We start from the raw sequence: 11424 nt of genomic DNA on the forward strand, positions 1-11424 counted from the left end.
GAAAGGTCCAACGATTGCACAGCTTTCCGTGTCGACGGACATCGTGTTGGAGCGTCGCCGGATCCGGGAGCGGACGATGATCGGGCTGGGCGCCTCATGAACGGCTCGCGCAGGGAGATCCTCGTGCTGCTCTGCGCGGCGAACCGGCGCGTGGGCGAGCTCGCCGACGCGCTGGGGATCAGCGAGAGCGCGGTCCGCGTGCACCTGCACGCGCTGGAGGTAGATGGCCTGGTGCAGCACGAGACGTTGCGCGGGGGCGTGGGAAAGCCCGCGCACGAGTACCGCCTGACGCCCGCGGGGGAAGCGCTCCTCTCGCGGGCGTACCTGCCGTTCCTGCTGCGCGTGCTGGAAGGGGTGCGTTCGCGGCTGGACCCGGAGGAGACCGAGCGGCTGCTCCGCGCGGCGGGGAGCGGGCTGGCGCCGCCGGACCGGCCGCGGGGGAGCGCGCGCGCCCGCGCCGAGGAGGCCGTGCGGCTGCTGGGCGACCTCGGCGGAGCCGGCTACGTGGAGGAAGGAGGGGCCGAGCTGGTGATCCGGGGGCGGTGCTGCCCGCTGGCCGCGATCGTCCCCGAGCACCCGCTGGCGTGCACGGCGCTTGAGGCGACGCTGACGGAGTTCACCGGCCTTCCCGTGCGCGCCGACTGCGACGTGCGGGGACGTCCGAGCTGCCGCTTCAGGATCCGCTCGCAACCGACCACCGGCTGACGACGAGCCCGCGGGAGCCTCCCGATCCGGCCGACGCGTCGAGTCGAAGCTCGCGGGCAGCCAATCGAACGGGCCGGGAGGTCGCCTCCCGGCCCGCGCTTTCGCACTTTCGCACTCACGCACTCACGCACTCACGCACTCACGCACTTCTCCTACGCCGGCGTGTCCCGCGCCACGTCGAACGCGGCGAACGCGCGGCCCACCAGCCAGGTGAGCGGGATGCAGCCGCCCACCATCACCAGCACCCCGGCGGCCAGCCCCGCCGCCCTCGCCCCCGTCGCCGCGGCCGCAGCCCAGCCCGCCAGCAGCGCCAGCCCCACCAGGAGGCCGACGACGATCAGCTTGAGGAAGAGCGCCAGCATCACCTTTCCCATGAACTGCATCCGCTGGTCCTCGCCGGGCACCACGCGGTAGGGCATCAGCAGGAAGAGGCCGTTCTCCACCGCCATGGTGGCCCAGGTGTAGGGCGGGATCGCCAGCGCCACGGCCAGCAGGAGCGGGCCGACGCTCACCAGCCCCAGCGCCAGCGCGGCCACCACCACCAGGTACTGCATGGCGGAGAACACCAGCGCCACCGGCAGCACCTGCCCCGCCGCCACCTGCGCGGGCGAGAGCGGCAGCGAGCGCAGCAGCGCCATGCGGTCCAGGTCGCGGCGGAAGTCGAAGGTCACGTGACCCGAGAACATCGCCGGCAGGAGCAGGGTGACGACGAGGATCATCGTGAGCCCGCCGCTCCGGTCGCCGCTGTCGCGCGCCGCGAAGAAGATGCTCCCCGCCCAGAGGGAGCCCACGAAGAGCGGCACCAGCAGCGCCCTGGGGGTGCGCGCCAGCTCGGTGAGCTGCCGCCACGCCAGCGCCCCCGCGCCGCCCAGCCCGCCCAGCCGGGGGACGCGGATCCGCAGCCGCGACGGCCGCGCCCCGGCGTGGATCCCGCCGCCGGAGCGCATCCGCTGCAGCCGCTCGTGCCGCCGGCGGCTCACGGCCAGCGAGCGCTCCAGGTACGCCACGTCCACTGCCAGGACCAGGACGACCACCGCGGCGATCACCCCCAGGGAGGCGGCCGCCCACGGCAGCGCCTGGGCCCACCCTGCGGCGGCGAACAGCTCCGCGAACGGGCGCGCGGGGAGCGAGGCGGCGCGCAGCACGGGCGTCTCCGACAGCGCCCGCAGCCGCTGCCCCGGCGTGGCGCCCGACCCCGCGCCCGCCAGCCCGGCCAGGGCGCCGGCCAGGGCGAGCGCGAGCACAGCCCAGCGCACGGGCCTGCGCGCCCGCGGGGGCACCCACCCGTCCGCCGCCGTGGCCGCGAGCGCCAGCGCCTGCGCGGCCACGTAGATGAAGGCGAACCCCAGCACCGTGGCGGCCACCGCGGCTCCCCAGTGGCGCGCGTGGCGCAGCAGGAAGAGCGACACCCAGAGCGCGGAGAAGAGCTGCACGTCGAGCCGCGCCAGCAGGTTGTACAGCAGCAGTTCGCGCCGCCCGACCGGCGCCGGGAAGAGGAAGTCCACCTCCGAGGGGGTGAAGTAGAGCGCGCGGCCGCTCATGGCCGAGACCACCGCCAGCAGCATCAGCATCGGCGGCGCGTACGCCACCACCGCGCCACGCGGGGCGGGGAGCGCCGCCCCCAGCGAGAGCGACCAGAACTGCAGCGCCGCGATCCCCACCATGAACACCACCGCGGCGATCATCGCGACGGCGCCCTTCACCGTGCGCATGCGCCGCAGCCCCTGCCGCAGCTTCCCCCTCAGCCCGCGGCGCAGCAGGAAGGCGAGCCCGGAGTTCACGGCGCGGCGACCGGCGGGGACGCGCCCGGCCCCTCGGTGAGGCGGAAGAACAGCTCCTCCAGCGAGGCGCTGTCCTCCCACCCGAAGGCGGCGCGCATCTCGCCGGTGCTGCCGTGGAAGAGGAGCCGCCCCTGCCGCAGCACCAGGAAGGTGCCGCACAGGCCCTCGATCTGCCCCAGCAGGTGGGAGCTGAGCACCACGGCCGCGCCCGCGGCGGCCCGGCGGCGCAGCGTGTCGTACAGGGTGCGGATGCCGCGCGGGTCCAGCCCGGTGAGCGGCTCGTCCAGCAGCAGCACCGCCGGGTCGTGCAGGAGCGCGCAGGCCACGGCCACCTTCTGCCGCATCCCGCGCGACAGCTCGTCGGCCAGGGAGTCGCGGCGCTCCGCCATCTCCAGCTCGTCCAGCAGCGCCGCGGCCGGGCGGCGCCAGTCGGCCACGCCGTAGACTCGCGCGGTGAACTCCAGGTGCTCCCACACGGTGAGCGAGTTGAAGAGGTGCGGCTCGTCGGGGACCAGCGCCAGGCGCCGCCTGGCCTCCCGGCCCTCGCGCACCACGTCGCGCCCGGCCACGCGGATCGCCCCCGCGCCGGGCGGGTGGATGCCGGCGATCGCGCGCAGCGTCGTCGTCTTCCCGGCCCCGTTCGGCCCCACCAGCCCCGCGATCTCGCCGCCGCGCACCGCGAAGCTCAGCCGGTCCACCGCCACGAAGCCGTCGTAGCTCTTGGAGAAGCCGTCCACCTCCAGCGCGGGCGGCCCCTCGCTCCGCGTCACGCCGATGTCCGTCACTGCCGCGCCGGGGGCTGGGGGCGCCCGCCCGGCTTCCACACGGGCGCCGGCCCGTCGGCCAGGAGGCGGGCGGCGCGCACGGCGGCCCCGATCACCGCCGTCACGTGCGCGTAGTCGATCCGGTCCGGCTCGTCGTCGGGGGTGTGGTAGTCGGAGTGCATGTTGTAGGTGGAGAGCGTGTGCGCCGGGATCCCCCGGTACGCGAAGGCGATGTTGTCGCTGCGCAGGAAGAACTGCATGTCGGGGCGCGGGTCGGCCCGGATCGGCACCCCCGCCGCCGCCAGCGCGTCGCCCATGGTCGAGCGCTCGTAGCCGGTGAGCCACGCCCGCCCCGGGCCGCCGACCAGCGGGTCGGGCCGGCCGATCATCTCGATCTCCAGGTTGGCGGCCGTGCGCTCCAGCGGGAACACCGGGTGCGCGATGTACCAGTAGGTCCCCAGCAGCCCCACCTCCTCGCCCGTGGTCAGCAGGAAGACCACCGTGCGCTTCGGCCGGGGGCCGCGCGCCATCGCACGGGCGACCTCCAGCACCGTCACCACCCCGGTGGCGTCGTCGTCGGCCCCGTTGTAGACGGAGTCGCCGTCCACCGCGCGGCCGATCCCCAGGTGGTCGTAGTGCGCGTCGATCAGCACCGCCTGCTCCGCGAGCGCCGGGTCGCTCCCGCGCACGACGCCGACGACGTTCAACCCGACCGCCCGCTCCGCCGGCGGGACGCCCAGCGTGTCGGCCCACGCGCCCAGCACCCTCATCCGCGGCCGCCCCTCGCGCGTGGAGACGGCGATCGGCAGGCGCTGGAAGTAGCCGTCCTCGCCCGCGGGCTCGATCCCGAACTCCCGCAGCTTCCCGGCGATGTAGCGCGCCGCCCGCCACATCCCGGGCGAGCCGGTGAAGCGCCCCTCCATCGAGTCCGCCGCGAGCGCGTACAGCCCGGCGCGCACGTCCTCCAGGCGAACGCCGGCGGAGCCGTTGCCCGGAGACGGCCCGGACCCCGGCGCGGGCGGAGCGCCGCAGGCGGCGAGCAGCGCGGCGCCCAGGAGTGCGGCGCGGGGGGAGAGGGGCGGGCGAGGGCGCATCGGGACCCGGGGACGCGGGACGGGGATCGGGGAGCATCGGGGCCGGAGAGGCGGAATATGCCTGGCGTCCGGGACGCGGGCAACGCGCGGCGGCCGGGGCTATTGCCTAAACCCGCGGGACGATGAGAATTAGAAGATGAAACCCGGAGGGCGGGCGGCGCGTACCAGAGCGCCGGGAAGGACCGCTCGTGAGACCATCTGAGGAGTGACAGCCAATGTTCGCAACGATCGCCATGCTGGTCGCCGGTGCCGCGGCCATCTTCGGGTTCATCCAGGCGCGCAGCTTCACCCGGCGCAAGCTGCAGTTCGTGGACGCGGCGCAGAGCCCGGCGTTCCCGTGGATCATCGGCGGCGCCGCGATGCTGCTGGCCCTGCCGGTCGTCGCGCTCCTGCCGATCGTGGGCGGCGGCACGGCGCTGCTCTTCGGGCTGGGCGTGGCGGGCGGCGTGCTGGCCGGCAAGCAGGACATCGTGCGCCGGCGCCTGAACCCGTAATCTCGATTCTCCGAAACGACTTCGCGATCCGGGAGCGCACCCTGCAGCGCTCCCGGATCGCGTCGCGTCCATCCCTCGAATCGACCTTACGAGGGGTGGGTTTTAGCGGTTGAAGCCTCGCGCAGTTTGCGAGGCTTTCTGCCGTTGCCGCGGCTTCAGCCGCCCTTCACCGTCCCCGCTCCAGGCGGCGCTGCTCGCGGCGCTCGGCGCGCTCCAGGCGCTCGCGGCGGCGGGCGTCGCCGGGCTTCTCGCCCTCGTAGCGCACCTGCACCTCCACCCCGCCCATCATCGCGAAGCCGCCGATCCTGAGCACGGGCGCGCCGGGCTCCGAGGCGGGCGCGGCGGTGCCCGCCTGCCCGAAGCCGCCCATGATGGCCAGCCCGTTCAGGTCGACGTGCACCCCGGGCGGCACCACGATCTCCACCCCGCCCATCAGCACGAAGCAGTTGACCTCGGTCACCCCGGGCCCGAACCGCGCCTGGCGGAAGTCCAGCTCCGCCCCGCCCATCACCGCCACCACGAACAGCTTTTCCGGCGGCGTCCACACCCCCTTGCGCTCGGCGCCGCCCATGAAGGCGGCCACCACCTGCCGCTCGGGCACGTAGTCGGCGCGCGTCACGCTCCCGGCGGCGGCGGGCGCGCCGGCCGGGGCGGGCTCGGCGGGGAGGTCCGCCACCAGCGCGCTCAGCTCGGCCAGCGAGGTGGCCTGGTACGCCTTCGTCAGCCGCTCCTCCAGCCCGCGGTCGTCCAGGTTCTCGACGGCGTAGTGCTGGACGAGCTGGTCGACGATGCGCTGCCGCGTCTGGTCCAGCGGCACGGGGCGAAGCGTCGGATCGCTCATGGCGGGCTGTGTAGACGGATCGCGGGCGGCGCAGGTTTCATCCTCCCCGAACGTAGCCCTGCCCTTCTCGCGGGGCAAGCAATCTCGCGTCGTCGCCGGCTCTCTCGCCCGCGCCCGGTACTGGGCACTGGGCACTGGGCACTGTGGTTTGGGCATGTCCCTCCGCTGCGCTCCGGGCCGGGCTGCGCGCGCCGTAGGGCACGATACGACCGTGCCCAACGGCGCCGGGCCCGCGTCGGCCGAAACTGCCCGGCCGCCACGGTCCCGGCCCTGTCGGGCGCGCATCCCTCATGCGGAACTGCATGGGGACAGGGAACAGGTTACAAGGGACAGCCAGCGACCACTCCCAACTCCGCACCGAAGGCGTAAAGTCCACCCTCTCCCGAAGTTGGGAGAGGGTTGCCGCTCTAAGGCGGCGGGTGAGGGCCCCCCGCGGCCGCACCGGCGCCCGCCGTCCCGCGCCAATCCCACCCCGCTCCCGCACTTCGCACTTCGCACCTCGCACTTCGCACTTCCCCCACCCTCCGGCATGCCCGTTGCGCACTCCCCGGCCACACCACTTCGGCAAGGAGGCTGCGGATGCGAGTGACGAGAAGCCTGGCCGCGCTGGCGCTCGCCGGCGCGCTGGCGGTGGCGGGGTGCCGCGTGAACGTGGAGGACAAGGACAACAACAACGTCCCCGAGGACGTGGACGTGTCGGTCGACGACAGCGCCAAGATCGACCTCCCCGACGTGGACGTCTCCACCGACACCCAGACGATCAGGGTCCCCGACATCGACGTGACGCCGGACTCGAACTGAGCGTCAGGTTCCCCGGTCTTCCCCCGGCCGCGGCGGACGACCGCGGCCGGGTTTTTTCGCGTCAACGCTGGAGATTTTCACCCGGCGCGGGGGTTGCGACTGGCGCGGGGGCGCGGCGCGGGGTTATATCTCACCCATACCACCCATATCGCCACGCCCGACCGCTCGCGGATGGACAACCGCTCCCTGGGGCTTGTCGTCGTTGCGCTCGGCGCCGCCGTCGTCGTCGCCGGCCTGCTGATCATGGCCGGCGGGCTCGGCTGGTTCGGGCGCCTCCCCGGCGACGTGCGCGTGCAGAGCGGCGGCGTGCGCGTCTACTTCCCGATCGTGTCCATGCTGCTCGTCTCCGTCGTCCTGAGCCTGCTGGTGGCCCTGGTCCGCCGCTTCCTCTAGCCACGTCACCCGCTCCCCCGTCACGCGCGTGGACCCTCGCGAGCCCGTCCCCTGGCAGATCTGGATCGACACCGGCGGCACGTTCACCGACTGCCTGGCGCGCGACCCGCGGGGGCGCCTGCACCGCGCCAAGGTCCTCTCCACGGGGGCGCTGCGCGGCGTGGTGGAGCGCGCCCTGGCCCCCGACGCGCTCCGGATCCGCGAGGACTGGAACGCCGTCCCCGGCGCGGTGGACGGCTTCGCCGTGCGGCTGCTGGGCGTGCAGCACCCGGCGGCGCGGGTCAGCAGCTACGATCCGAAGGGGAAGGTGGCCTACCTGGACCGCCCGCTCCCCGAGCGGCCGCCGGCGGGGACCACCGTCGAGCTCGTCTCCCCCGACGAGGCGCCGATCCTGGCCGCCCGCCTGGTCACCCGCACCCCGGCCGGCGGGCTGCTGCCGCCGATCGCCATGCGGCTGGCCACCACGCGCGGGACCAACGCGCTGCTGGAGCGGCGGGGCTCGCCCGTGGCGCTCTTCATCACCCGCGGCTTCGGCGACCTGCTGCGGATCGGCACCCAGCAGCGGCCCGACCTCTTCGCCCTGGCCGTGCGCCCCCGCGAGCCGCTCCACGCCGCCGCCGTCGAGGTCGCGGAGCGGCTGGCGGCGGACGGCTCCGTGCTCGTCCCGCTCGACGCCGAGGCGGTCGCCGCCTCCGCCGCCGATCTCCTGGAGCGCGGCGTCCGCTCCGCCGCGGTGGCGCTGATGCACGCCTGGAAGAACCCCGCGCACGAGCGGGCGGTGGGCGAGGCGCTCTGCCGCGCCGGGTTCGAGCACGTCTCCCTCTCCTCCGACCTGGCGCCGTTCCTCAAGCTCCTCCCCCGCGCCGAGACGGCCGTCGTCGACGCGTACCTGGCCTCCGTCGTCGGCGGCTACCTGCGGGCGGTGGGGGGCGCGCTGAAGGGCGGGCGGCTGCACGTGATGACCAGCGCCGGCGGGCTGGCGCGCCCGGCCGACTTCCGCGCCAAGGACTCCCTCCTCTCCGGCCCGGCGGGGGGCGTGGCCGGCGCGGCGCACGCGGGGCGGCGCTCGGGGTTCGCCCGGGTGATCGCCTTCGACATGGGCGGCACCAGCACCGACGTCTCGCGCTGCGACGGCGACTTCGAGTACGTGTGGGAGCACGAGGTGGGCGGCGGCCACGTCTTCGCCCCCGCGCTGGCGATCGAGACGGTGGCCGCCGGCGGAGGTTCGATCTGCGCCTTCGACGCGGAGGGCCTGAGGGTCGGCCCGGAGAGCGCGGGCGCCTGGCCCGGGCCGGCGTGCTACGGGGCGGGCGGGCCGCTCACGCTCACCGACTGCAACCTGCTCTTGGGGCGGCTCTCCCGCGCCCGCTTCGCCATCCCCGTGGACCCCGCCCCCGCCGCCGCGGCCGCCGACCTGCTCCTGCGCGAGGTGCAGGCCGGAACGGGCGAGGAGACCACGCGCGAGGCGCTCCTGGCGGGCCTCATCGACCTGGCCGACGAGCGCATGGCCGACGCCATCCGCGCCGTGTCGCTCCGCCGCGGCTACGACCCGGCCGAGTACGCGCTGGTGGCGTTCGGCGGGGCGGGCGCCCAGCACGCCTGCGGCGTAGCCGCCCGGCTGGGGATCGCCACCGTGCTGGTCCCCGCAGACGCCGGGCTCCTCTCCGCGCAGGGGCTGGGGAGCGCGCCGCTGGAGCGCTTCGCCGAGCGGCAGGTGCTGCGCCCCCTGGACGAGGTGGAGGCCGACGTCCCCCGCCTCTTCTCGGAGCTGGCGGAGGAGGCCGCGGCGGCGGTGGAGGCGGAGGGCGTGCCGCGGCGGGAGATCGAGACGCGCCGGCGGATCGCCTCGCTGCGCTACGCGGGGCAGGAGTCGTCGCTCACCGTCGAGTGGCGCGCGGGGCTGGACCTCCGGCGCGCCTTCGAGGAGCGCTACGCCGCCACCTACGGCCACCGCCCCGAGGCGCGCCCGGTGGAGCTGGAGTCGCTGCGCGCCGTCGCCTCCACGTACGTCGAGGAGGCCGCGCCCGCGGCGGCGCCGGAGCGCTCCGACGCGCAGCCGCACGGCTCCAGCCGGGTGTGGCTCGGCGGCGGGTGGCGCCGCGTCCCCTGCTACGAGCGCGAGAAGCTGGCGCCCGGCGCCGCGCTCGCCGGCCCCGCCGTGGTGATGGAGCGCCACAGCGCCACCCTGGTCGCCGCAGGGTGGGACGCCGCGGTGGACGGCGCGGGCGCGCTGGTGCTGCGGCGCGCCGCGGCGTCCCCGGCCGGCGAGGCGGAGGCCGCCGAAGCGGCCGGGTCCCGTCCCCGCGAGGAGGCGCCGTCGGCCACGCCCGAGACGGTGCGGCTGGAGCTGTTCGTCCACCGCTTCCGCGCGCTGGTGGGGGAGATGGGCGAGCAGCTCCGGCGCACGGCGCTGTCGACCAACGTCAAGGAGCGGCTCGACTTCTCCTGCGCGCTGCTGGACGCGGACGGCGAGCTGGTGGTGAACGCGCCGCACATCCCCGTGCACCTGGGCGCGCTGGGCCTCTGCGTCCGCTCCGTGGCCGCCGCGCTGCCGCTGGAGCCGGGCGACGTGGTGGTGACCAACCACCCCGCGTTCGGCGGCTCGCACCTCCCCGACGTCACCGTCGTCACCCCCGTGCACGGCGACGGCGGGCTCGTGGGATACGTCGCCAGCCGCGCGCACCACGCGGAGATCGGGGGGACGCGCCCCGGCTCCATGCCGCCCAGCGCGCGCACGCTGGCCGAGGAGGGCGTCGTCATCCCCCCGACGTACCTGGTGCGCCGCGGCGAGGCGCGCTGGGACGAGCTGCGCCGCATCCTCACCACGGCGCCCCACCCCACCCGCGCGCTCGCCGAGAACCTGGCCGACCTGGCCGCCGCCGTGGCCGCCAACCACCGCGGCGCCGAGCTGCTGTCGGCGCTGGTGCGCGAGCACGGCGCGGAGGCCGTGGCGGGGTACATGGAGACGCTGAAGCGGCGCGCGGAGGAGCGGGTGCGCGAGGCGCTGGCCGAGGTGGGCGACGGCGTCTACGAGGCCGAGGAGAAGCTGGACGACGGCTCCGCGCTCTGCGCCCGCGTGGAGATCCGGGAGGGCCGCGCCGTGGTCGACTTCGCCGGGTCGGCGCCGGTGCACCCGGGGAACCTGAACGCCACGCCGGCGGTGGTGCGCAGCGTGGTGCTCTACGTGCTGCGCCTGCTGGTGCGCGAGCCGCTCCCCCTCAACGAGGGGCTGCTGCGCGCGGTGGAGGTGCGCGTCCCCCGCGGGCTGCTGAGCCCGGACTGGCCGGACGACCCGGCGCGGGCCCCGGCCGTGGTGGGCGGCAACACCGAGGTGAGCCAGCGGCTGGTGGACACGCTGCTGAAGGCGCTGGGCCTGGCCGCCTGCAGCCAGGGGACGATGAACAACGTGCTCTGGGGAACGGAGCGCTTCGGCTACTACGAGACGGTGTGCGGCGGGTGCGGCGCGGGCCCGGGGTGGGAGGGCGCGTCGGCCGTGCACTCGCACATGACCAACACGCGCATCACCGACCCCGAGGTGGTGGAGCATCGCTACCCGGTGCGCGTGGAGCGCTTCGCCGTGCGCGCCGGCTCGGGCGGGGCGGGCCGGTGGCCGGGCGGCGACGGCGCCGTGCGCGAGACGGTGTTCCTGGCGCCGATGTCGCTCTCCGTCCTCTGCCAGCACCGCGCGGAGGGGCCCTACGGGATGGAAGGCGGCCTCCCCGGCGCCCCCGGCCGCCAGCGCGTGGTGCGCGCCACCGGCGAGACTGTCGAGCTCTCCTCCGTCGACGGCTGCGAGGTCGGCCCCGGCGACCGCCTGGTGCTGGAGACGCCGGGGGGCGGCGGATGGGGGCCTGCCAGGGAGACGTGATGAGCCGCTTGTGCGAACGCCGGAAGAGCGCCATAGTCGTTGAGAGTGTACGCGCCAACTACGAGGTTGAGTCTCATGGCAACAAACCCGGCTTACCGCCTTGCTTACGAAGACAAGGACGTTGTCTTGCGCTTTCCCTCCGAGCTGATGGATGACGAGTTCTCCAGGTTCTTGGACCACCTGGATATCGAATCCATCCGGAGGCGGAGCAATGTGACGGAGGAACAGGCCGCCGCGCTCGCCGAAGAGGTCAAACAGGCTGCGTGGCAGCGCGTGCGCCACCTCTTCGAGAAGCCGTAGGCGTGGCTTCCCCGCACGCACCCATCGTTGTAGACACCAACATCCTCTTCTCGGCGTTGCTGCGGAACGAGACGCGCTTCGCGGCCATCCTCAAGCGGCCCGAGCGCGAGTTCGTGATCTGCGAGAGCATCCTCGTCGAGCTGTTCCGCCACAAAGAAAAGATTCTCGCCTCGTCCGACCTCGGCGAGGAAGACGTCCTCCACCTTTTCTACGACCTCCTCCGCGCCCTCCACGTTCGCAAGGAAGACGCGATCCTTCCGCACCACAGGGAGAAGGCGTTCGAGTTGTGCCGGGATGTAGACCCTGCGGACGCCCCGGTCGTGGCGCTGGCGCTCTCGCTGGATGCCTACCTCTGGACGGGAGACCGGCGGCTTCGGCGAGGG

Annotated in this window: 11 protein-coding genes; 7 read left to right on the top strand and 4 right to left on the bottom strand. The window is 74.7% G+C overall.

The window, feature by feature from the left end; all coding sequences use genetic code 11:
- Positions 1 to 96 precede the first annotated feature (96 nt).
- Positions 97 to 705, top strand: a complete 609-nt coding sequence (locus VF746_13710; protein HEX8693473.1) for an ArsR family transcriptional regulator — start codon at positions 97 to 99, stop codon at positions 703 to 705.
- 152 nt (positions 706 to 857) lie between these two features.
- Here VF746_13710 and VF746_13715 read toward each other — a convergent pair whose 3' ends face one another.
- The 3 genes from VF746_13715 to VF746_13725 are packed head-to-tail and all read right to left on the bottom strand — an operon-like array spanning position 858 to position 4344.
- Positions 858 to 2486: a putative ABC exporter domain-containing protein gene (locus tag VF746_13715; GenBank protein HEX8693474.1), complete on the bottom strand. Its 1629-nt coding sequence runs from the start codon at positions 2484 to 2486 to the stop codon at positions 858 to 860.
- Positions 2483 to 3256, bottom strand: coding sequence for an ABC transporter ATP-binding protein (locus VF746_13720; protein HEX8693475.1), 774 nt, complete (start codon positions 3254 to 3256; stop codon positions 2483 to 2485). The genes VF746_13715 and VF746_13720 overlap by 4 nt, the downstream gene beginning before the upstream one ends.
- Before the next feature lie 11 nt (positions 3257 to 3267).
- On the bottom strand, positions 3268 to 4344 hold the full coding sequence (locus VF746_13725; GenBank protein HEX8693476.1) for a M20/M25/M40 family metallo-hydrolase: 1077 nt from the start codon (positions 4342 to 4344) through the stop codon (positions 3268 to 3270).
- A 215-nt stretch (positions 4345 to 4559) separates the two neighbouring features.
- Here VF746_13725 and VF746_13730 point away from each other — a divergent pair, with 215 nt between their 5' ends.
- Entirely contained in the window at positions 4560 to 4838 is a 279-nt protein-coding gene (locus VF746_13730) for a hypothetical protein (GenBank protein HEX8693477.1), read from the top strand.
- Between the two features lie 166 nt (positions 4839 to 5004).
- Here VF746_13730 and VF746_13735 read toward each other — a convergent pair whose 3' ends face one another.
- Positions 5005 to 5679, bottom strand: coding sequence for a DUF1707 domain-containing protein (locus VF746_13735; GenBank protein ID HEX8693478.1), 675 nt, complete (start codon positions 5677 to 5679; stop codon positions 5005 to 5007).
- 579 nt (positions 5680 to 6258) lie between these two features.
- On the opposite strand from VF746_13735, the gene VF746_13740 reads away from it, so the two are divergent.
- From VF746_13740 to VF746_13760, 5 genes are all read left to right on the top strand, one after another.
- Positions 6259 to 6480, top strand: coding sequence for a hypothetical protein (locus tag VF746_13740; GenBank protein ID HEX8693479.1), 222 nt, complete (start codon positions 6259 to 6261; stop codon positions 6478 to 6480).
- A gap of 171 nt (positions 6481 to 6651) precedes the next feature.
- Positions 6652 to 6873 (top strand): DUF2905 domain-containing protein, encoded by a 222-nt coding sequence (locus VF746_13745; protein ID HEX8693480.1) that lies wholly within the window; start codon positions 6652 to 6654, stop codon positions 6871 to 6873.
- Between the two features lie 28 nt (positions 6874 to 6901).
- Complete coding sequence (locus VF746_13750; GenBank protein ID HEX8693481.1) at positions 6902 to 10741, top strand: hydantoinase B/oxoprolinase family protein; 3840 nt, start codon at positions 6902 to 6904, stop codon at positions 10739 to 10741.
- A gap of 75 nt (positions 10742 to 10816) precedes the next feature.
- Positions 10817 to 11041: a hypothetical protein gene (locus VF746_13755; protein ID HEX8693482.1), complete on the top strand. Its 225-nt coding sequence runs from the start codon at positions 10817 to 10819 to the stop codon at positions 11039 to 11041.
- Positions 11042 to 11043: 2 nt separating this feature from the next.
- The coding region (locus tag VF746_13760) for a PIN domain-containing protein (protein ID HEX8693483.1) at positions 11044 to 11424 on the top strand (381 nt) is incomplete at its 3' end.

It is taken from the genome of Longimicrobium sp. (genome assembly GCA_036389795.1).
In the GTDB taxonomy this organism is placed as follows: domain Bacteria; phylum Gemmatimonadota; class Gemmatimonadetes; order Longimicrobiales; family Longimicrobiaceae; genus Longimicrobium.

Excerpts from the sequence above, each read along its gene's own strand:
- VF746_13725 (HEX8693476.1), bottom strand. The coding sequence starts at position 4,344 with ATGCGCCCTCGCCCGCCCCTCTCCCCCCGCGCCGCACTCCTGGGCGCC.
- VF746_13755 (HEX8693482.1), top strand. The coding sequence starts at position 10,817 with ATGGCAACAAACCCGGCTTACCGCCTTGCTTACGAAGACAAGGACGTT.
- VF746_13740 (HEX8693479.1), top strand. The coding sequence starts at position 6,259 with ATGCGAGTGACGAGAAGCCTGGCCGCGCTGGCGCTCGCCGGCGCGCTG.
- VF746_13735 (HEX8693478.1), bottom strand. The coding sequence starts at position 5,679 with ATGAGCGATCCGACGCTTCGCCCCGTGCCGCTGGACCAGACGCGGCAG.
- VF746_13745 (HEX8693480.1), top strand. The coding sequence starts at position 6,652 with ATGGACAACCGCTCCCTGGGGCTTGTCGTCGTTGCGCTCGGCGCCGCC.
- VF746_13710 (HEX8693473.1), top strand. The coding sequence starts at position 97 with ATGAACGGCTCGCGCAGGGAGATCCTCGTGCTGCTCTGCGCGGCGAAC.
- VF746_13730 (HEX8693477.1), top strand. The coding sequence starts at position 4,560 with ATGTTCGCAACGATCGCCATGCTGGTCGCCGGTGCCGCGGCCATCTTC.